This window comes from Terasakiella brassicae (assembly GCF_014641495.1).
Lineage (GTDB): Bacteria > Pseudomonadota > Alphaproteobacteria > Rhodospirillales > Terasakiellaceae > Terasakiella > Terasakiella brassicae.
Genome location: NZ_BMHV01000018.1, coordinates 22167 through 44049 on the forward strand (window position 1 = coordinate 22167; position 21883 = coordinate 44049).

A 21883-nucleotide genomic window follows, 5' to 3' on the forward strand; every position below is an offset into this window, starting at 1 on the left:
TCAACCTAATATTGTGTTCTTCCCAAAAACGACCAAGCTGTGCGAAAAAAAGACTAGGCCCGTAAAGACGATTTGACAAGTCAGCCTATATGAAGCTTTTCTTTTTGCTCAGAAAAAACTAGATTGGGCACAGATTTCGAAAGGAGCATTGAGAGACACATGTCTAACCCGTTCATCATTGGCCTGAAAACCAACCCGCAGCTTTTCTTCAACGAACTGGACACCATCGAGGTCCAAGCCATCGCGCAAGCTTGCCTACGCGTTCTGGAAACCCGTCATAAAGAAGGCGATATCGAAGCTGCCGGGTGCTTGCAAAACGTCTATCGTGACGTTGCCAATATCGAACTGTGACCCGTTTCATCCCTCTCCTGTTTGTCTTTTTATGGAGCACCGGTTTTATCGGGGCCAAGTTCGGCCTGCCCTATGCCGAACCTTATACCTTCCTGTTTGTGCGCATGACACTCACCTGCGCCATTTTGCTTGTTGTCCTGCTGGTCCTCAAAAAAGAATGGCCGAAAAGCCGCCGCTTAAGTGGACATGTCGCAATCTCGGGCATTCTCATCCATGTCGGGTATCTTGGTGGGGTTTTTACAGCAATCAAAATGGGCCTACCTTCCGGCTTAACAGCTTTGATTGCAGGGTTTCAGCCTTTGCTGACGGCCTTTATTGCCAAACCTGTTCTCGGGGAAAATGTGCGCCCGGTTCAATGGGCAGGCTTGGTGCTGGGGATCATCGGAACGGTCTTGGTCCTCAGTGAAAAAATTGACCTGAACAATACCGCCTTGTTTGAAGGCTTCCCCTTAAACGCCGTTTTTATCGCTTTTGGTGCGGTTGTCTGCATTACCATAAGCTCGGTCTATCAAAAGAAATATTGCACAACCATGCCGCTGATGAGCGGGACTTTCATCCAGTATTTTGCGGCCTGCCTGATTTACGGCCTGTTGGCCTCCGGTCTTGAAACCATGGAAATCCAGTGGACGGGGGAATTTATCTTCGCCCTGTTCTGGTTGATCTTCGTGCCCTCGTTCGGGGCCATCAGCTTATTGATGTGGATGATCAAGCAAGGCGAAGCCTCCAAGGTGGCCAGCATGTTTTATCTGGTCCCGGCTGTAACAGCGTTGGAGGCCTTCTTCCTGTTTGGCGAAACACTTGGTCTCAGTGCCCTGATCGGTATGGCCGTGGTCAGCGTTGGCGTTGCCTTGGCTGTGCGAAATTAAATTGTAAATTCAGGAATTTCCGTCAAGGGGCCAAGCGCGGTCAAGGTCGGTTTGCTTGCAAAGACGCGGCGGGCCACCTTGCAAACTGCATCCACATCAATGGCATCAATTTTTTCGACCACTTCTTCCACCGGAATAATACGGTTAAACACTGTCAATTGGCGGGCCAATTGTTCGCATCGGGTTGAAGTACTTTCCAAAGACATCAAAATACTGGATTTCAATTGCGCACGTGCGCGTTGCACTTCATCTTCGCTCACGCGTTCACAAACCTTGGTAATTTCATCAGCCAACACCGGAACCAGTTCTTTCATTTCATCGCGGCCCGTCCCGGCATAAAGCCCCAGCATCCCGCCATCATCATAAGCAGAAACAAAGCTGTAGATCGAATAGACCAGCCCGCGCTTTTCGCGGATTTCCTGAAACAGTCGCGACGACATACCGCCACCAAACAGGGTCGACATGACCGACAGACTGTAAAAATCGGGATCATCATATTTAACCGCATCAAACCCGGCAACCAGATGAACCTGTTCCAGATTGGGGCGATTTTCCACAAAATGTCCCCCGACATAACGGGTCGGGTCCGGCAATATCTGTGTTTCGCGCGGCAACGCGGTAAATTTTTCTTCGACCATTGCGACCAATGTGTCATGGTCCACATTGCCGGACGCACTAAAGACCATGCGCGATGTCGCATAATTATCCTGCATATAGGACAAAACCGTATCACGAGACAGGGATTTGACGATATCCGACTCGCCCAAAACCGGTCGGCCCATTGCCTGATCAGGATAAGCCGTCAGTTGGAAATAATCGAAAACGATATCATCCGGCGTATCATTGGCTTGATAAATTTCCTGTAAAATGACACTGCGTTCACGTTCCAGTTCTTCACCATCAATCACGGAATTCTGCAAGATGTCTGAAATGATATCAACCGCCAGGGCGACATCCTCTTTCAATACCTTGGCATAATAGGCCGTGTTTTCCCGCGACGTATAGGCATTGATATGCCCGCCGACATTTTCAATCTCTTCAGCCAGTTGCAAGGCATTGCGCGTTGTCGTCCCCTTAAAGGCCATATGTTCCAGCATATGTGAAATGCCGTTGAGTTCCGGCTTTTCGTGACGGGCACCAATTTCAATCCATGCCCCAAGGGAAACCGACTGGACAGACGCCATGTGGTTGGAGACAACGCGCAAGCCGTTGTCCAGTGTCGTAATACGAACGTTCATTTAGGCAAGGGTCTTTTCAATATAGGACTGAATGGTGGGTAAGTCATTTTCCAGCACGTCAAAACGTTCTTCGCGATCAAACAAATCGCTTAGACGTTCCGGCAAGGCCGGATGAACACCGGAAGCCTCTTCAACCGCCGCCGGGAATTTCGCCGGATGCGCCGTTGCCAAGGCAATGGTGACCGCATCGGTTTTCACCGCATCGCGCGCAACGGCGCAACCGATGACACTGTGCGGATCCAGCAATTCGCCGGTTTGCTGATAAAAGGCGTTAATCGCCTGTTTGGTTTCTTCGTCGTTCAAACATTGGGCCGTGAAATCTTCACACATGGCTTTCCAGCGATCTGCACCAAAATCAACTTCGCCGGTATCGCGGAAATCTGCCAAAGCCTGTGCCAAGGCAGAACCATCCGCCTTGTAATGTTGCGCCAGCAAACGTTCGAAGTTGGATGAAATTTGAATATCCATAGACGGGGATAAGCTGGGTTCCACCGTTTCCATTTTCATCACGCCCGTTTTGAAATAACGGGTTAAAATGTCATTTCGGTTGGACCCGATCACAAAACTTTCAATCGGCAAACCCATTTTTTTGGCACAATATCCGGCAAAAACGTTGCCAAAGTTCCCGGTCGGCACGGCAAAACGGGTCTTGCGATCCGGTGCACCGACCTGAACAGCCGCCCAGAAATAATAGGCGATTTGCGCCATGATGCGCGCCCAGTTGATCGAGTTCACCGCAGAAAGATTATATTTATCGCGGAAATCCATATCATTAAACATGGCCTTAACCGCATCCTGACAATCATCAAATGTGCCTTCCAAGGCGATATTATGTACGTTGGAAGACAAGATCGTCGTCATTTGGCGGCGTTGCACATCAGACACGCGCCCTTTCGGATGCATAATAAAAATATCAATACATTCACGGTCGCGACAGGCTTCAATCGCCGCCGACCCGGTATCGCCGGATGTGGCGCCCACGATGGTCACGCGTTCCCCGCGTTTTTTCAACACATAATCAAATAAACGACCCAGTAATTGCAGTGCATAATCTTTAAAGGCCAAGGTCGGGCCGTGGAACAGTTCCATAACCCATTGGTCAGAATCCAGTTGTTTTAACGGAGCAACCGCCGGATGACCGAAATCCTTGTAAGCACCCTGCACCAATTCGTTAAAATCCGCATGCGCGATAGACCCTTCCACAAACGGGTACATCACACGAACAGCCATATCGGCATAAGATAAGCCGCGCATATCGCGGATATCATCGGCGCTGAACTGGGGCCAGCTTTCCGGCAGATAAAGACCGCCATCACGGGCCAAACCTGTCAACAGAACATCATCAAAGGAAAGTGCGGGCGCCTTGCCGCGTGTGGAAACGTATTGCACCTTGGGCCTCTTTGCATCGAGATAAAAACCTAGACGCGCTGTTTAACACGCTTTGCAGCGGAGTCCAATAAACAAAACGGCCCTTACACAGGTAAGGACCGTTCCATTTTAAATGCGGCTTAAACAACCAATTATTTCGGGGCCATACGCAAGGCACCATCCATACGAATAACTTCACCGGACAGGTACGCATTATTGACGATATGGTTAACCAAATCGGCATATTCTTCCGGTTTGCCCATACGGCCGCAAGGCACAGATTTATTCAACGCATCCTGAACTTCCTCAGGCATACCCAACAACATTGGTGTTGCCATGATCCCCGGTGCAATCGTCATAACACGGATGCCTTTGGGGGCCATTTCGCGGGCCACCGGCAATGTTAACGAGACCACCCCACCTTTGGAGGCCGCATAGGCCGCTTGACCGATTTGACCATCGGCAAATGCGATGGAGGCCGTATTGACCACCACGCCGCGCTCTTCCCCATTTACCGGGTCCAGTTCCAGCATATCGGCGCAGGCCAGTCGGGTCATGTTGAATGTCCCCACCAGATTGACGTTAATCACTTTCGAGAAAAGGTCCAGATCGTGAGCACCATTGCGCCCCACGATTTTAGAAGCCGGGGCAATGCCCGCACAAGACACAACGACACGGGCCGGGCCATGTGCTTCACGCGCGCTGGCAAATGCCGCTTCGGCACTGGCGGCATCGGACACGTTACATTCAACCGCAATCCCGCCAATTTCATCAGCGACTTTTTGTGCAGCGTCCACATTCATGTCGAAAATGGCAACTTTCGCCCCTTCGCTGGCAAGCTTGCGTGCCGTGGCTTCCCCTAAACCAGACGCACCACCTGTAACGATTGCAGCCAAACCTTGAACGTTCATATCCTTCTCCTAAAAAATGTTTACCTTTACGTCAACGTAAACTTGAAGAAGTTTATATCAAAGACCACCCCGCCCTGCAAAGGAAAAAGGGCCGCACCAGATAGGCACGACCCTTTTTTACTAAGCTTGTAAAGCTGATGGTTGGTCTGGACTTAGAAGCCCATGCCACCCATACCGCCCATACCGCCCATGTCAGGCATAGCCGGTCCACCTTTGGCTTCCGGCTGATCAGCAACCATGGCTTCGGTTGTGATCAACAGACCCGCAACAGAGGCCGCATCTTGCAGCGCTGCACGGACAACTTTAACCGGGTCGATAACGCCCGCAGCCACCAGGTCGGTATATTCGCCGGTTTGTGCGTTGAAACCGAAGCTTGTGTTATCGGATTCCAGCAATTTACCCGCAACAACCGCACCGTCGTGACCCGCGTTTTCCGCGATTTGACGGATCGGTGCTTGCAGCGCACGACGGATGATGTCGATACCGACTTTCTGATCCGGGTTTTCACCTTCCAGACCTTCCAGTGCTTTGGTTGCGTACAACAAAGCTGTACCACCACCGGAAACAATGCCTTCTTCAACAGCAGCGCGTGTTGCGTGCAGGGCATCGTCAACGCGGTCTTTGCGTTCTTTCACTTCGACCTCGGTTGCACCGCCAACCTGAATAACAGCAACACCGCCAGCCAGTTTGGCCAGACGTTCCTGCAGTTTTTCGCGGTCATAGTCAGAAGTTGTTTCTTCGATCTGTGCTTTGATCTGGTTGCAACGTGCAACGATATCGTCTTTGTCGCCTGCACCTTCAATGATTGTGGTTTCTTCTTTGGTGATAACCACAGATTTGGCAGTACCCAACATGTCAATAGTCACGCTGTCCAGTTTCACACCCAGTTCGTCGGAAACGAGTTGACCGTTTGTCAGGATGGCGATGTCTTGCAACATGGCTTTACGACGATCCCCAAAGCCCGGTGCCTTAACCGCAGCAACTTTCAAACCGCCGCGCAGCTTGTTGACAACCAAAGTTGCCAGTGCTTCGCCTTCGATGTCTTCTGCGATGATCAACAGCGGACGGGAAGACTGAACAGAGGCTTCCAGAAGCGGCAACATCGGCTGCAAAGAGCTCAGTTTACCTTCGTTGATCAGGATGTACGGGTTGTCCAGTTCGCAAATCATTTTTTCAGAGTTGGTCACGAAGTACGGAGATGTGTAACCACGGTCGAACTGCATACCTTCAACAACGTCAAGCGTTGTATCCAGACCTTTTGCTTCTTCAACAGTGATAACGCCTTCGTTGCCGACTTTATCCATTGCTTGTGCAATCAGATCGCCAACTGTTTTTTCACCGTTGGCAGAGATCGTACCGACCTGTGCAACTTCTTCGTTTGTAGAAACAGGCTTGGAACGTGCTTTAACGTCTTCAACAACCTTTGCAACCGCGATGTCAATACCACGTTTCAGGTCCATCGGGTTCATACCAGCAGCAACGGATTTCGTGCCTTCGCGAACGATTGCCTGCGCCAATACAGTTGCTGTTGTTGTACCGTCACCAGCCATATCGGCTGTCTTGGACGCAACTTCCTTGATCATTTGCGCGCCCATGTTCTGGAATTTGTCTTCCAGTGTGATTTCCTTGGCGACAGACACACCGTCTTTTGTGACACGCGGAGCGCCGAAGGATTTGTCCAGAACAACGTTACGGCCTTTGGGGCCGAGTGTTACTTTTACAGCGTTTGCAAGAAGATCAACACCTTCGAGCATTTTTGCACGAGCTTCTGTGCCGAATTTAATTTCTTTAGCCATGTGAGCTAGACCCTTATTTTAAGCAGTCAAAATTATCTATGAAATGTGATGAACAAAGCCGATTAAGCTTCGATCACACCCATGATGTCGGATTCTTTCATAATCAACAGATCGTCACCGTCGACTTTGACTTCTGTACCGGACCATTTGCCGAACAGAACGCGATCACCCGCTTTTACGTCAAGCGCGACAAACTCGCCGTCTTTATTGCGCACACCCGCACCCACAGCGATCACTTCGCCTTCGGACGGTTTTTCTTGTGCAGCTTCCGGCAAAATGATGCCGCCAGCGGTTTTAGTTTCTTGCTCTACGCGTTTTACGAGGACGCGATCGTGCAGAGGACGAAATTTCATGGTTTTAAACTCCGTGATAGTCACCAAAGTAATGACCCGAACGAGTCAATGATTAGCACTCGTTAGGTCCGAGTGCTAACAGAGGTAATTTGTGCCCCCCTTTCTGTCAAGCCATGAATTACTATTTTTTGATGACCCGTCGATAAAAAACCATATTGCACCGCAGCATTTGCAAATTTTACTCTTTACCGCGACGATGGAGGAGATCAAGCTCCCCTCCCAGTTTTTCCACATCCAAAATAATGAAATTACTACCGCGAAAATCTTGCACAAAATCCACGGCCTTATCATCCGGGGCAGGCTGTTTCCAAAGTGTAATCACCTTGCTGCGTGGATGTGCAAGCACCCAATCGGCCATATCATCCCCACGATCGGTTGCCAATTCTGCAATCGGTTTTTCCAAACGCCCTAGAAACTGGAACGTGCCGTGATACTTACCGACAAAGGCGACTTCGTATCCATCGTCCTGCATATTTTTGATCTCGCGCCCCATCGCATGCAGATCAAAAGACTGTGCAAGATACGGCGCAAGCGCAAAATGAAGCGCAACCACAAAGCCCGCCATCATGCTGGTAAAACCAATCACCGCAGATTTGTTATTCAAAACCGGTTTGGCAATCATATAAAGGGCGATTATGAAGGGGATCAGCATCCAATAAGTCGGCAATATTCCCACCCAATCGGGCAATTTACGGATCGGCAAATAAGGTGCCGCCATTAAAACCAGGCTCAGCACAATCATAAATCCGGTAGGCAGTAAACGCCCCAGACGGGATGAAAACAATTCACCTTCATCCAGCACACGCGCCAAGACAAAGGCAAAGGCCGGAAAGATCGGCAACAGGTAATGGAGTTGCTTGCCGCTGATCAAGGAAAAGGCCACGAAGATTGGCACAAACCACAACAGGCAAAACCGGATCTGGCTTTCTTTAAAAATCACGCCTGCCTTTTGGATCAAACCGCGCCATAAGCTCGGCCAAAGGACCCAAGGCAGTAACAAGGGACCGATGACCGCCAGATACCACCACCACGGGCGCGCATGGGCAAAAGATTGCACCACACGACCTGCCGTTTGTCCCCAAAATATGGCATTGCGATATTCTTCACCACCCTGAATGCCGGCCGGGATTGCCCATGCCAAGGCAATAACCGCCCCGCCCAGTACACACAGCAGAATATTCAGATACCACCGCTTGCGATTCTTGATGCGTTTTTCACAATCCCAAAACGGCAACAACAAGGCGATTGGCAAAATTTGCAGCAAGATCACCGGCCCCTTGGCCAGAACACCAAAGCCAATGGCAAGGGCCAAAAACCACCAGCCTTTCACATTGCCATCACGCCAGACCATCAACAGGCCGAGCAATCCCCACAGGGTACAGGCGGCCACCAGCATGTCGAACATCGTCACGGTGGTAAACACAGTCCAAAAGGCCGCCCCCAGCAAAATAATCGGGGAAAGGTCCGCAATCATCGGACGTTCGGGCCACAGTTTTTGTGCCATGCTGCGGGTTAAAAACAAACACGCCAATGCAAACAAGGGCGCAACCAACGGCGGCCACCAGTCATTTACCCCGAAAACCGCCCAGCCCGCATTCATCACCCAAAACAGCAAAGGCGGTTTATGACTGTAGGTTTCTCCGTTCAAATGCGGAACAATAAAATCCCCGCGTTGCCACATTTCCCACGCCACCGCCAAATAGCGTGTTTCATCCACCGGCAAGGCCGGACGGGTCCAGATCGCAACCACGACCAACACCAACCACATGACTGTAAACGTGACGGGCGACCAGTATTTCTGCAACATTATCCACACTTTCCTTGCCGATAGGCGACGGGCGTTTATGACATTGAAAAAGGTTGGCTTCAAGCCTGCGATGAAGAAGAACCGCGATCACATTCGCGAACAATGGCTTCGGCCTCGTCTTCATCACCGCTCAGCTGGCTTTCGATCTCGCGGCCCAATGTTTTGCCATGACGATATCGACGATAAAGATAGACCCCCAGCAAGCCGGAGCATAAAAACAACACCGCGCTTAACCCGATCCGCCAAACCGGGTCCACGTCCACACCACTGCCTGCCAAGGCAAAGACAATCGTTTGCGGGATATATCCGATAAGCGAGCCGATCACAAAAGGCAGCGCCCGCACGCCGGACACCCCGGCGGCTGCATTTGTCGCAACGTTACTGCCCGCTGGCAATAAACGGATCAACAAAGACATAAGGAACGGACTTTCCGACAAAAATGCGTCAATCCGTTTCACTTTGCGGGGAAATTTGCGTTTGACAAAATTTCGACCCAAGGCCCGTGCGTACGTAAAGGTCAAAATACAGCCCACACCAACGGCCAGCACCGTGATCGTGGTGCCTTTCACAACGCCAAAGGCATAACCGCCCATAAATGCCAGAATTTGACGCGGGAAACCAACAGCGGCCAACACACCGCCCAGCGAAATAAAAATCACCCAGCCTTTTAAGCCCTGACCGCGCACATTCTCGTCGATCCAGCTTTCATCCATCCCCAAAGACAACAGATAAGCCGCCCCGGCGAGCGAACAGAGGAAAACCAGGCCCTTTATGAAGACCTTAAAATTCATGCGTCTTCCTTGGACGGTACAATCTCAGGCACCTTGCCCCGGCTTTGCAACCACATCACACCCATAATATCGACAATGCCGACCCACAGGCGGTTCCACATGCCGTATTTAGACACCCCACGTTCACGCGCGCGGTGATTAACCTGTACCGACTGCACACGTCCACCGCGCCGGATCATCAATGCCGGTAAAAAACGGTGCATGTGATTGAAATAAGGCAGGTCAAGGAATGCTTCGCGCGTAAAAACTTTTAATCCGCATCCGGTATCAGGTGTGTTATCCCCCAGCAGACCGGCACGAATTTTATTGGCGTTGCGCGATTGCCATAATTTAAAGGCGCTGTCGTGACGCTTGGCCCGCCATCCCGCCATCAACAGAAAATCCTGATTATCGTCTTTGACCAATTCGTCATACAACGCCGGAATGTCCGCCGGATCGTTCTGCCCGTCCCCGTCCAACGTTGCAATCACACGCCCTTGGGCCTGTTTCACACCTGTACGTACAGCCGTACTTTGACCACAGGATTGACGGTGCGTCACCACACGCAGGTTATCCAGTTTGGTCTGCATATCGCGTAATTTTTGCGGGGTGTCGTCATCACTGCCATCATCTACATAAACGATTTCAAACGAGATTTTCCCCGCCAGTGCCGCACAGATTTCTTCAATCAGGGGCTGGATGTTTTCCGCTTCATTTTTAACAGGAACAACAACGGACATCTCTGGTGTGGTGATCATGGGCAATTAGCCTTGCTTGTATGGCACTTGAAACGCCGCGCATTATGGCCTTTTCATCCACTTTGTCTAGGATGAACTTTACAATCATTATGCCGCTAAAGACAATTGCGTGAACATTTTGGAAAAGATACTTTTGCAGGATCTGTAAACAGGTGTAACAAGAAAGCATCGCGACACAATACCAAGGGAGTACACCGTGTCTGAACCATATGCCGGAGACATCACCCCCAAGCAGGCTTGGGAAATCCTTCAATCATCCAAAGATGCCGTTTTAATCGACGTACGGACCGAGGCCGAATGGGCCTGGGTCGGTCAGGTCAATCTGTCTTCCTTGGAAAAAGAACATCTGTTGGTGGAATGGAACCGCTTTCCCGGTGGGATGCGCAACGAAACCTTTATCGAAGATGTCGCCAAACTGGTCCCCAACCAAACAACAGAACTGCTCATGCTCTGTCGTTCCGGTGTACGCTCCAAATATGCCGCCATCGCCCTAACGGCTGCCGGTTACAAAACCTGCTATAATATCGAAGGTGGATTTGAAGGCGATCACGACGACCAACGCCACCGGGGCACTGTCAATGGCTGGAAAGTTGCCGGCCTACCGTGGATGCAGGGGTAACCCTGCACGCCACTTACTCAACCGATTGACGGACCGCAGCCGCAGCCGCAAACGGGCAAAAGGCAAGGCAGGCAAACAAGATACCCGACAAGATCAGGATTTGTGATTTAACCGCAAATCCGCCGATCGCGGCTTCAATTAATCCCACACCGAAAATCAAAACGGGCACAAACAACGGCAGAACCAGCAGGGAGATCAACACCCCGCCGCGCCGTGACCCCAACACAAGGGCCGCCCCGATTGCCCCGATCAAACTTAACGCCGGGGTGCCGAGCAACAAGGCCAACATCAACATGGCAAAACCGTTGCCGTCCATATTCATCAAAACCGCCAATAAGGGCGAGGCAATCATTAAAGGAAGGCCTGTTGTCAGCCAATGCGCGGTAATTTTGGCCAAAACAATGATTTCCAACGGCATGGGGCTTAGGGTGAGTAGTTCCAGCGAGCCATCTTCATAATCGGTTTGAAACAGACGTTCCAACGACAGCATAGAGGCCAAAAGCGCCGCAACAAAAATCACCCCGCTGGCGACACGGGCGAGAATATTGCCTTCAGGTCCAATCCCGAACGGAAATAACACAACCGTCAAAACAAAAAACATCACGACCATCACGCTGTCACTACCCTGACGCAGGGCAAGGCGCAAATCACGGCGCACAATAGAAAGAAAACGACCCATTAGATGCCCTCCGCCAGTAAAGATGCGCTTTCGTGACCGCGTGCAGCACTGAATTCACTGACATTTAAAATTTGCTGGTCTTTGATGTTCATATCAGAATGTGTTGAAAGAACCACCATGCCCCCGTTGGCGCGGTGACTTTCAATCACATCTTCGAGTTTTTTGATGGATTCCTTGTCCAACGCCGTTGTTGGTTCATCTAACAACCACAAAGGAGATTTCGACGCAATGATACGGGCGAGATTGGCGCGGCGTTTTTGTCCGGCAGATAAGAAACGTCCCGGCACATCAATTAAATGACCGATGGAAAAAATATCCAGGGCTTCTTTAAAGTTTGCTTGGGCTTCAGACGCATCACTGCGCAGGCCCGCCCAAAATTTCAGGTTTTCTTCCACTGTCAGAACCGGCTTAATCGCGTCATGGTGTCCGACATAATGTAAACGTTCGCGGTGTTCATCCATATCGTCAGAAACCACTTGATCATCCCACAACATGTCACCACTGGCGGCGTGAAGCAAACCGGCCATCATGCGCAGCAAGGAAGACTTCCCCGCGCCATTATGACCGATCAGGGTCAAACAGCCCCCGCTTTCCATCGCAAAATTCAATTTTGAAAAGACCAGTCGCTCCCCTCGGATACAGACCAAATCCCGTCCTGCAAAAGTCGCCATGACTTTCCCCTTCATACCGTTCAGCCTATTGTTAAAACAAATCATCCCCGGGGGGCAAGTCCGAGGATGATTTGATGAGTTCTAGCATGATCGATTCGGTTATGGTCCAAGCGGTGTATCGAGTGTGTGTGTTTGATGGGATAAAACCGTTTAAGGGCTTTGGGGATTATCGCGAGGGGGATATTCCTCAACACACCGTTCTTTCCATATTTCTTATTTAACACCGCAAATGGGGCAGTATTATGCGCCAAATCTGCCTTTTTTTGCCTTATTTAATTTTTTTGGAAAAAACGGATCTTATCGCAAATTGCGGGCAATGATTTGCTTAATCATGCCATTTGATTTCAGCCTATCAATCGCATGATTGATATCTTCCAATCGGTTTTCCAAGGATCGATGCAAACGCACAGAGACTTCAACAGAATAATAAGGGTCACCAAACTGGACTTTAAATTTGTTGGAATTTATGTAAAACGAGGCCGCATGACGTTCCAACACGCCAACATCCACCTTGCCTTCATGCACCAGCCGCAAGACTTCCAACGGGTTGTCCCCATCTACACGGCGACCATAATTTTCCTGCCCCGGATATGTAAACCCGCGAATGCCCGCAACTGTTTTATCGGTTAAAACTGTCGTATCCGGCACAGGAAAGGTTTTCCCTTTTGGAAAAACAAAAACCTCGATCAAATGATAGATCGGCTTGCTGAAGACATGAACATCTTGTTGTTTTGGAAACCAGATTTCATTCAAACAGCAATCAACCGTCACATCGCCTGTTTTAAATTTTTTGCGCCCCTCAGCAATCGTAAAATCGACAAATTTTAAATCCACGCCGATTTCATGGGCAATTGCAGACATAATATCCACATTGATCCCACCGGGGCCAAATCCATTACGATGTTTAAACGGGGAAAGATCAGCATGCTGTACAGACATAACCCATTCTTGCGCGGATGCCTTGACAGACATGATCAAAGAAGCCAACAAAAAAATCAGAAACAGTCTTTTATGCATTTCCCGAGCAAACATTTTTATATCGTTCATTTTGTGACGCGAGAGGCTTTTTATAAACCTATGATGGAAAGGCGTATAACTTACCCTCGCACAACCTATTATGTGAATATTACAAGGAAATTCCAGCATAAATATTGGCCAATCACCCAAATTTTTCAAATTTCATAAGGGAGTATGAATTTTTTACGTATTTGCGGGCAAAAAAAGGGTGCCTGATGACACCCTTTAAAAAATTTATCTCAATTTCTAGGTTTATTCCGCTGCATCGATCTTTTTATAAATCTCGCCGCCTTCTTTTTTGAATTTTTCCGACATTTCCGCCATGCCTTTTTGCGCCTCTGCCTTTACTTCATGGCTGATGCGCATGGAGCAGAATTTCGGTCCGCACATCGAACAAAAATGCGCAATCTTCGCACCTTCTGCCGGCAGGGTTTCGTCATGGAATTCCAGTGATTTTTCCGAATCAAGCGCCAGATGGAACTGATCGCGCCAACGGAACTCAAACCGCGCCTTGCTCATGGCATCATCACGCAGACGCGCCCCGGGGTGCCCTTTGGCCAAATCGGCCGCATGAGCGGCAACCTTATAGGCCATTACGCCTTCTTTCACATCGTCCCGGTTGGGCAGACCCAAATGTTCTTTCGGGGTGACGTAACACAACATCGCACAACCGTACCAGCCGATCATCGCCGCCCCGATGGCTGAGGCCAAATGATCATGGCCTGCCGCAATATCAGTAACAAGCGGCCCTAGTGTATAGAACGGCGCCTCGTCACAGACTTCAAGCTGTAAGTCCATATTTTCCTTGATTTTATGCATGGGGACATGGCCCGGACCTTCGATAAAGCACTGAACGTCATGGGTCATACATTTCTTTTGCAAAACGCCAAGGGCGCGCAATTCGGCAAACTGGGCTTCATCATTGGCATCCGCAATAGACCCCGGGCGCAAGCCATCACCCAAAGAAATCGCCACATCATATTGCTTGGCAATGTCGCAAATATCGTCGAAATGATCCCACAGGAAGTTTTGCTTATGATAATGCAAACACCATTTCGCCATGATCGACCCGCCACGCGATACAATCCCGGTGACACGGTTGACCGTCAACGGCACATGTTCCAGCAAAAGACCGGCATGGATGGTCCAGTAGGACACGCCTTGTTCGGCCTGTTCGATCAGGGTATCGCGGAAAATTTCCCATGTCAGGTCTTCGGCAATGCCCCGGCATTTTTCCAGCGCCTGATAGATCGGCACGGTTCCGATCGGCACCGGGGAATTGCGGATAATCCATTCGCGGATATTGTGAATGTCGGTTCCGGTGGACAGGTCCATCACCGTATCGGCCCCCCAACGGGTCGCCCAGACCATTTTATCGACTTCTTCAGCCACAGACGAGGTCACGGCAGAGTTACCGATATTGGCGTTGATCTTGGTCAGGAAGTTTCGCCCGATGATCATCGGTTCCAGTTCCGGGTGGTTGACGTTGGACACCAGAACCGCCCGACCACGCGCGATTTCGCTGCGAACAAATTCACCGGTGCAGACATCCGGGATTTCCGCACCAAAGGGTTCGCCGTCACGCAAGTAAGCTTCCTTGCGGCCTTCGTTTTCACGAATGGCGACATATTCCATTTCCGGTGTGACCATGCCGCGTCGTGCATAGGCCAGTTGGGTCACGGCCGATCCGTCTTTGGAACGTAACGGTTTCAAATCACCGCGCACAAACGGTTCCACACCGGGTTGGTCGTCTTCTTTTAACAGGCCGTTATCTTCGGGTTTGACATCACGGCCCTCATATTCAACCACATCGCCACGATCCAATATCCACTGGCGGCGCAATTTGGGCAGGCCCACGTTGATATCGATGGTCGCGTTCGGATCACTATAGGGACCGGACGTATCATAGGTCACAACCGGTTGTTCCCCACCTTCAAGGTGGATACAACGCATGGCGACAGTGACATCGTCCATCGTGTCAGAACCAAAAAATACTTTCTCGGAACCCGGCAAAGGGCCGGTGGTGATATCAAGTTTGGAAGTGTCGTTGCTCATAGTCTGAGGATCTCCAATCAATTTGGGTCAGGAGATCCGGGAGGTGAGCGTTGGGGGAAATTACGTCCATCCCTACGCCGGAATAACCCGGATCAGGTTCAAAGGGTTGTCACATGTTCGGACTCTCAGCCCTATTCAGGCACCCCTTGGCATCGGACTATAAGTGGGATAGTTGACTATAAAGGTCAAGAAATTAGTTGAGAAAAACGTAACTCTCCCCTTCAGGCAGGATCTAAAGGGAAGCAACCGTTTGGCAGATTTGCCAAAATGGTTTCTTTCAACATTTCAGCAATTTGCATGTTGGGATAGGATGTTCTGAACGCCAAGGCAATATCACGTGACGGTGCCGGATTTTTAAAATAGGCATAGCGCACCGTTTTGCTGGCGCTTTTCGGGCAGGTATGTTCGGATTTGCACAAGAAATTTTCCAGCGCCGAAGTCGGCAGCACCGTAATACCGGTCCCCACCGCGACCATATGGCGGATGGTTTCAAGGGAATTGCCTTCAATAATATTATGGACCCCTTTGCTGCTGTCTTCAAAACTATGGGGGGCTTCGCAAATTTCCAGCACCTGATCGCGGAAACAATGACCTTTCCCCAACAGTAGCAATTTCTCATCCGCCAGTTCATCCCCGCCAATGTCATTGCGACCTTCCCAAGCGTGTCCTTTGGGAACAGCGGCAACGAAGGGTTCTTTATAAAGGGGGATCGTGCTCATCCCCGGATGATCAAAGGGCAGGGCAACCAGTGCCATATCAATACGACCGTGGGCCAAAAACTCCAACAGGGTCGAGGTGAAATTTTCCTCAATCAACAAGGTCAGTTTTGGGGCATTTTGATGAACTTTCGGAATCAGATTCGGAAAAATATAAGGACCAACCGAATAAATTGCCCCCAAACGCAGTGTGCCGGAGAGTTCCCCCCGCAGACCGTCTGCGATTTCCTTAATGCGGTCGACCTCTCCCACAGCCTTGGCGATTTGAGGTAAAATTTTATTGCCTTCCTCTGTTACTTTCAAAGAATTCTTAATTCTTTCAAACAGCGTGACATCCAGTTCCTCTTCCAGATTTTTAATTGCCACACTCAGGGAGGGTTGGGACACATGACAAAGTTCGGCCGCCCGGCTAAAATTCTTTTCCTGAGCCACCATCAAGGCATAACGCAACTGTGTAATCTTCACGGACCTGTTCCTTTTACGCTTAAAACGCCAAGAGGGAAGAGACGACATTTGCCGCCTCTTCCTCTTTTCAACTGCTTTACTTTTTACTTATTTCATTTCTAAAGGTTTTGGCGTTGTCGCGCTTGACTTAGGTAAAATCGGATACTCGATTTTTGGCTGATCGCCCGTTAAAGTGCGCAAGAAAGCTGTGATAGACTCAACTTCTTTTTCAGACAGTTTTTCACCTAACTGGCTTGTTCCCATAATGGAAACCGCCTGTTTCAGGTCCCAAACCTTACCGGAATGGAAATAAGGCGCTGTCAATTCAATGTTACGCAACGGTGCAGCACGGAAGACATAGGAATCATCGGCGGTTTCGGTAACAGCAAAACGACCTTTGTCGCCTTCGGGCAAAATTTCAGAACCGGGTTTTTCAACAACACCGAACGGGTAATACCCTTCGCCACCAAAGTTTGTGCCGGCATGACACGCCACGCAGCCTTTTTCCATAAACAGATCAAGACCTTCGGCTTCCACTTTATTCAGGGCGGATTTATCCCCCATCAGGAACTGGTCAAATTTGGAATTTGGTGTAATCAAGGTGGCTTCGAATGCCTCAATTGCGCGCGCCATATTATCAAAGCTTACCGGATCTTTATCGTTCGGGAAGGCTTTGGCAAACATGGCGACATAATCGGGCATGCTTTTCAATGTTTCCACAACGCGTTCGGGCTTGTTGTTCATTTCAACACCGGCCTGAACCGGACCTTTGGCCTGTGCTTTCAAATCCGCTGCACGACCATCCCAGAACTGGGCAATGTTGAACACGGCATTGAAAGCGGTTGGTGCATTACGCGGCCCCTTGGCCCAACCATGACCGATGGATGTTTCCAGGTTGTCATCCCCGCCCATACCAACGTTATGGCAGGTGTTACAGCTGATCAAATGACTGGCAGACAAACGCGGGTCCATAAACAGCATTTTACCAAGTTCGACTTTATCGGAAGTCACTTTGTTGTCGGCAATTTCCGGCACAGTCGTCGGAATAGCCTTAAAACTTTCTTTTGCGCGTGCCAGTAGATCGTCAGCCGCCATTGCCGGCTGTACGAATGCGCATGTGGCTGCAATAAGCGATAATCCTACAAAGATACGTTTCATTGTCTTCTCCATTAGTGAAACGGTATCCGGGGCATAACACCCCGACCCCACCCCCCAAAGATGGGCAGGTCAATGATGTAGAATTAGTCAAATGAAAGGAAATACTATTAATCAATCCAGACCATAGAAAAAAACTATGTTCTAGTCATAAAAATAAAGAACCCGGCTGGTTCAATCACCTGCCGGGTTCTTTAGAAAAGGCTTGAGCAAATCTGTTAGACGAGTTTATTTAACTCGGCAATCAGCGCATCGCCCATTGCTGCACAACCGACTTGTTGCATACCAGCCTGCATGATATCGCCGGTGCGAATACCCGCATTCAGGACATTTTGGACACCTTGATCCAACAGGTCGGCTTCTGCCCCCATGTCAAAGCTGTAACGCAAGCACATGGAGAACGACAAGATCGTTGCCAACGGGTTGGCAAGGTCTTGACCTGCAATATCCGGGGCTGAACCGTGGACCGGCTCGTACATCGCGCGGACCTTGCCATTTTCATCCTTACCGGACAAAGATGCAGACGGCAGCATCCCCAGTGAACCGGTCAACATGGCTGCGCAATCGGACAGCAGATCGCCAAACAGGTTATCTGTCAGGATCACGTCGAATTGTTTGGGGTTACGCACCAACTGCATGGCGCAGTTATCGGCATACATATGTTCCAATTGGACATCTGCATATTCTTCTGCATGCAGTTTGGTCACAACTTCACGCCAGAATTTACCGGATTCCATAACGTTGGCTTTTTCAACGGAATGGACTTTATTGCCGCGTTTTTTCGCCAGATCAAAGGCCACATGCGCCGCACGGATGATTTCTGCATCCGTATAGACTTGTGTGTCAAACCCTTTGCGACCACCACCGGGCAGGTCTTCCACGCCACGCGGTTCACCGAAATAGACACCACTGGTCAATTCACGCATGATCAGGATATCCAGACCACGAACCACTTCGTCCTTCAGGGTTGATGCGTCAACAAGCGCATCAAAGACCATCGCCGGGCGCAGGTTGGCAAACAGGTCCATTTCCTTGCGCAGGCGCAGCAGGCCGGCTTCGGGGCGGGCATGACGTTCCACGTTATCCCATTTCGGGCCACCGACAGCACCCAGCATAACCGCATCCGCCGCCATTGCATCGGCAACGGTTTCGTCTGTAACAGCGCATTTATGCGCTTCGTAGCAGGCACCACCGACGAGGCCTTCGGTAATATTAAAATTGACGGAACGGTTTTTTGTCAGCCAATCAATGATTTTACGGACTTGACCCATGACTTCCGGGCCAATGCCGTCACCCGGCAAGAACAACAGGTTTTTAGCATCGGACATATTGTCTTTCCCTTAATTAACGAACCAACCACGGCATAGAGGCCGCGCGTTGTTCTTCAAAATTTTTGATCTGTTCTTCGCGTTGCAAGGTCAACCCGACATCGTCCAGACCTTCGATCAGACAGTGCTTGCGGAACGGGTCTACATCAAATTTGATGGTGCCGCCGTCCGGGCCTTTAATTTCCTGATTTTCAAGATCAATTGTGATGGTCGCGTTTGCCCCGCGTGAGGCATCGTCCATCAACTTATCAATATCTTCTTTCGGCAAACGGATCGGCAGAATACCGTTCTTGAAACAGTTATTATGGAAGATATCGGCGAAGCTTGTAGAAATCACACAACGGATCCCGAAATCAGCAATGGCCCACGGGGCGTGTTCGCGCGAGGACCCGCAACCGAAATTATCCCCAGCGATAATGATCTTGGCATTACGGTACGGTTCTTTGTTAAGAACAAAATCCGGTTTTTCCGAACCGTCTTGGTTGTAGCGCATTTCGTCAAACAAATGCACACCCAGACCGGAACGCTTAATGGTCTTGAGGAACAGTTTCGGAATGATCATATCGGTATCGATGTTGATCAACGGCATCGGTGCAGCGATACCGGTCAGTGTGGTGAACTTTTCCATGTTCTTAGTTCCCCTCTTTCAACAAGTCGCGAACGTCTGTCAGTTTGCCGGTGATTGCAGCTGCGGCAGCCATTTCCGGGCTGACCAGATGGGTGCGCGAATCACGGCCCTGACGGCCTTCGAAGTTACGGTTGGATGTGGATGCACAACGTTCCCCCGGTGCCAGACGATCATCGTTCATCGCCAGACACATGGAACAACCGGCCTCACGCCAGTCAAAACCGGCTTCGATAAAGATTTGATCCAAACCTTCTTCTTCAGCGATTTCTTTGACCAGACCGGAGCCCGGAACCACCATTGCTTTCATTCCGTCAGCCACTTTACGGCCCTTTGCAACCGCAGCAGCCGCCCGTAAATCTTCAATACGACCGTTCGTACAGGAACCGATGAAAACGTGATCGACTTCGATTTCATTCAGCGGCGTGCCTGCTTCCAGCCCCATATATTTGAGGGCGCGTTCAATCGCACTGGCTTTGCCTGCATCGCGTGCCTCAGCCGGGGATGGTACTTTTGCCGTAATCGGCAAGGCATCTTCCGGGCTGGTGCCCCATGTCACATAAGGAACCAGATCTTCCGCCTTGATGATAACGGTTTCGTCGTAAACCGCACCTTCATCAGACTTCAATGTTTTCCAATATTCAATGGCAGCTTCCCATGCCGCCCCTTTCGGGGACATCGGGCGACCTTTTACATAATTGATGGTTTTTTCGTCCACAGCGATCAAACCGCCACGGGCACCGCCTTCAATGGCCATATTACAAACCGTCATACGGCCTTCCATAGACAGGTCCATAATTGCCTGACCGGTAAATTCGATCACGCAACCTGTCCCGCCAGCCGTACCGATTTTGCCGATAATCGCCAGAATCAGATCTTTAGCAGTAACACCCGGCGGCAAAGCGCCTTCAACACGGACTTCCATGTTTTTGGATTTTTTCTGCAACAAGGTTTGCGTTGCCAGAACGTGTTCAACCTCGGACGTCCCGATACCGAAGGCAAGGGAGCCAAAGGCCCCATGCGTTGCCGTATGGGAATCCCCACATACGATTGTGGCACCCGGCAGTGTGAACCCTTGTTCAGGTCCAACGATATGCACAACACCTTGACGAATATCATCCATCGCAAAATAGGGAACGCCAAAATCTTTGGTATTTTTTTCCAGCGCTTCAACCTGAATACGTGATTCCTCGTTGGTAATCACAATACCGTTCGAACGGTCAGATGTCGGGATATTGTGGTCGGCAACAGCGAGGGTCAGTTCCGGGTGGCGTACCTTACGCCCCGCCAAACGTAGCCCTTCGAAGGCCTGCGGTGAGGTCACTTCATGTACCATGTGGCGATCGATGAAGATCAGACTTGTACCATCGTCCTGTGTTTCAATCAGATGGCTGTCCCAGATCTTGTCAAAGAGTGTACGGGGGTTGCCCATGTCGTTCTTCTCCGAATGAGTTCGAATGTCTAATATCTATATAAGAAATGCGCCCCTTCTATAAAAGTTTTAAGGCGAAAGGTCACGCACTTTATCTTAATGTCGTTTATGGGTTGAAAATTAATCAAATTCATATCGCTATCGCCCTTTGGAAAGCAAGAATATTTCTTCTTTTTCAAGGCTGCGAATCGTTCTTTCCCCATAACATGGGGATCTGAAAGAAAGCCTTGCGCACAGAATGGAATGATTCCACCTGTCAGCGCACAACCAAAAAGCACTTTTTTGTTATTTCAGCCATTCAGGCTGGAATTCATTACAAGCTATATATGCATTTGATAAGCGCCCAAATAGAATGGTGAACCAAAAAGAATTGCTACGGTTGAATATTGGAATTTCTTTACCAATTTAGCCGTTTCGTGTTTGGAAAACACCGGACAAATGATTATCATTCTGCCAGTCGATTTGGGGGTATGCGACGACCATCTTCACTGTACCACTCAGGCCATAATGAATGGAGAGGGACACCGAGACAATCTGCAATAATTTTATTTCCAGTCGGCTGGGGACGAATAAGCGCAGCACGTACGACGGAGTCTGATACACCATGACAACGCGCCAAGGAAGCCATTGAGCCAACTTTTTTCCGAACGGCGGCTTTTACATCTTCCGGGTGCGCGTTTTTGGTTCTGCATGTTGAGTACGGCATAGAATCCCCAAATTCTGGTCCGGTATATTTCCGGATTTTTTTGGTTACACAATTATCACGATCGGGATGAGAACTCTAAATGGCAAACCAACCAACTTTTTCATCCCAACGAATAGAGTATGCCATATATGGGAAAAACAAATCTAGAGATTTTATGTTTCAATATTCAATCTCAAGACCAACATAAAAAATCTTTCCCACGGCCCCATAATACGACT

Annotated in this window: 21 protein-coding genes and 1 riboswitch; of the genes, 3 read left to right on the forward strand and 18 right to left on the reverse strand. The window is 49.8% G+C overall.

Features of this window, described 5'->3' with window-relative positions:
• The first annotated feature begins 159 nt into the window (after positions 1 to 159).
• Together IEW74_RS12415 and IEW74_RS12420 are read left to right on the forward strand one after the other, a co-directional pair.
• The gene (locus IEW74_RS12415; protein ID WP_188665590.1) at positions 160 to 351 is read left to right on the forward strand and encodes a hypothetical protein; all 192 of its coding nucleotides are present in this window, start codon (positions 160 to 162) and stop codon (positions 349 to 351) included.
• Positions 348 to 1217, forward strand: coding sequence for a DMT family transporter (locus IEW74_RS12420; protein WP_229734345.1), 870 nt, complete (start codon positions 348 to 350; stop codon positions 1215 to 1217). Before IEW74_RS12415 ends, IEW74_RS12420 begins: the two co-directional genes overlap by 4 nt.
• Here IEW74_RS12420 and IEW74_RS12425 read toward each other — a convergent pair.
• The 8 genes from IEW74_RS12425 to IEW74_RS12460 form a co-directional block, all read right to left on the reverse strand.
• Positions 1214 to 2455 carry a M16 family metallopeptidase gene (locus IEW74_RS12425; RefSeq protein ID WP_188665596.1) on the reverse strand — a complete coding sequence of 414 codons (1242 nt, stop codon included), beginning with the start codon at positions 2453 to 2455 and terminating at the stop codon, positions 1214 to 1216. The genes IEW74_RS12420 and IEW74_RS12425 overlap by 4 nt on opposite strands.
• Entirely contained in the window at positions 2456 to 3844 is a 1389-nt protein-coding gene (gene thrC, locus IEW74_RS12430) for a threonine synthase (protein ID WP_188665600.1), read from the reverse strand. It abuts the gene before it with no gap.
• Positions 3845 to 3975: 131 nt separating this feature from the next.
• Positions 3976 to 4734, reverse strand: coding sequence for an SDR family NAD(P)-dependent oxidoreductase (locus tag IEW74_RS12435; RefSeq protein WP_188665603.1), 759 nt, complete (start codon positions 4732 to 4734; stop codon positions 3976 to 3978).
• 152 nt (positions 4735 to 4886) lie between these two features.
• A complete protein-coding gene (gene groL / locus IEW74_RS12440) occupies positions 4887 to 6530 on the reverse strand; it encodes a chaperonin GroEL (protein WP_188665606.1) in 1644 nt (547 codons plus the stop codon).
• A gap of 62 nt (positions 6531 to 6592) precedes the next feature.
• A complete protein-coding gene (gene groES, locus IEW74_RS12445) occupies positions 6593 to 6883 on the reverse strand; it encodes a co-chaperone GroES (RefSeq protein WP_188665609.1) in 291 nt (96 codons plus the stop codon).
• Positions 6884 to 7061: 178 nt separating this feature from the next.
• Positions 7062 to 8690, reverse strand: a complete 1629-nt coding sequence (locus tag IEW74_RS12450; protein WP_188665611.1) for an ArnT family glycosyltransferase — start codon at positions 8688 to 8690, stop codon at positions 7062 to 7064.
• A gap of 59 nt (positions 8691 to 8749) precedes the next feature.
• Entirely contained in the window at positions 8750 to 9481 is a 732-nt protein-coding gene (locus IEW74_RS12455) for a TVP38/TMEM64 family protein (RefSeq protein ID WP_188665614.1), read from the reverse strand.
• The gene (locus tag IEW74_RS12460) at positions 9478 to 10218 is read right to left on the reverse strand and encodes a glycosyltransferase family 2 protein (protein ID WP_188665617.1); all 741 of its coding nucleotides are present in this window, start codon (positions 10216 to 10218) and stop codon (positions 9478 to 9480) included. Before IEW74_RS12460 ends, IEW74_RS12455 begins: the two co-directional genes overlap by 4 nt.
• A gap of 196 nt (positions 10219 to 10414) precedes the next feature.
• Here IEW74_RS12460 and IEW74_RS12465 point away from each other — a divergent pair, with 196 nt between their 5' ends.
• Entirely contained in the window at positions 10415 to 10837 is a 423-nt protein-coding gene (locus tag IEW74_RS12465; RefSeq protein ID WP_188665620.1) for a rhodanese-like domain-containing protein, read from the forward strand.
• A 13-nt stretch (positions 10838 to 10850) separates the two neighbouring features.
• On the opposite strand, the gene ccmB is transcribed toward IEW74_RS12465, so the two are convergent.
• The 10 genes from ccmB to IEW74_RS17650 form a co-directional block, all read right to left on the reverse strand.
• The gene (ccmB, locus tag IEW74_RS12470) at positions 10851 to 11516 is read right to left on the reverse strand and encodes a heme exporter protein CcmB (protein ID WP_188665623.1); all 666 of its coding nucleotides are present in this window, start codon (positions 11514 to 11516) and stop codon (positions 10851 to 10853) included.
• Positions 11516 to 12187 carry a heme ABC exporter ATP-binding protein CcmA gene (gene ccmA, locus IEW74_RS12475; protein ID WP_229734346.1) on the reverse strand — a complete coding sequence of 224 codons (672 nt, stop codon included), beginning with the start codon at positions 12185 to 12187 and terminating at the stop codon, positions 11516 to 11518. The genes ccmB and ccmA overlap by 1 nt, the downstream gene beginning before the upstream one ends.
• Positions 12188 to 12484: 297 nt before the next feature.
• Positions 12485 to 13126: a substrate-binding periplasmic protein gene (locus IEW74_RS12480; RefSeq protein ID WP_188665629.1), complete on the reverse strand. Its 642-nt coding sequence runs from the start codon at positions 13124 to 13126 to the stop codon at positions 12485 to 12487.
• Between the two features lie 330 nt (positions 13127 to 13456).
• A complete protein-coding gene (gene thiC, locus IEW74_RS12485) occupies positions 13457 to 15259 on the reverse strand; it encodes a phosphomethylpyrimidine synthase ThiC (RefSeq protein WP_188665632.1) in 1803 nt (600 codons plus the stop codon).
• Between the two features lie 52 nt (positions 15260 to 15311).
• Positions 15312 to 15416, reverse strand: a riboswitch (TPP riboswitch).
• A gap of 64 nt (positions 15417 to 15480) precedes the next feature.
• The gene (locus IEW74_RS12490) at positions 15481 to 16440 is read right to left on the reverse strand and encodes a hydrogen peroxide-inducible genes activator (RefSeq protein WP_229734347.1); all 960 of its coding nucleotides are present in this window, start codon (positions 16438 to 16440) and stop codon (positions 15481 to 15483) included.
• A gap of 87 nt (positions 16441 to 16527) precedes the next feature.
• Positions 16528 to 17577 carry a cytochrome-c peroxidase gene (locus tag IEW74_RS12495; RefSeq protein WP_188665639.1) on the reverse strand — a complete coding sequence of 350 codons (1050 nt, stop codon included), beginning with the start codon at positions 17575 to 17577 and terminating at the stop codon, positions 16528 to 16530.
• A gap of 215 nt (positions 17578 to 17792) precedes the next feature.
• Positions 17793 to 18902: a 3-isopropylmalate dehydrogenase gene (leuB, locus tag IEW74_RS12500; protein WP_188665642.1), complete on the reverse strand. Its 1110-nt coding sequence runs from the start codon at positions 18900 to 18902 to the stop codon at positions 17793 to 17795.
• A gap of 16 nt (positions 18903 to 18918) precedes the next feature.
• Positions 18919 to 19530 carry a 3-isopropylmalate dehydratase small subunit gene (leuD, locus tag IEW74_RS12505; protein WP_188665645.1) on the reverse strand — a complete coding sequence of 204 codons (612 nt, stop codon included), beginning with the start codon at positions 19528 to 19530 and terminating at the stop codon, positions 18919 to 18921.
• 4 nt (positions 19531 to 19534) lie between these two features.
• On the reverse strand, positions 19535 to 20959 hold the full coding sequence (gene leuC, locus IEW74_RS12510) for a 3-isopropylmalate dehydratase large subunit (protein WP_188665648.1): 1425 nt from the start codon (positions 20957 to 20959) through the stop codon (positions 19535 to 19537).
• A 445-nt stretch (positions 20960 to 21404) separates the two neighbouring features.
• On the reverse strand, positions 21405 to 21665 hold the full coding sequence (locus tag IEW74_RS17650; RefSeq protein WP_188665651.1) for a helix-turn-helix domain-containing protein: 261 nt from the start codon (positions 21663 to 21665) through the stop codon (positions 21405 to 21407).
• Between the last annotated feature and the right edge of the window lie 218 nt (positions 21666 to 21883).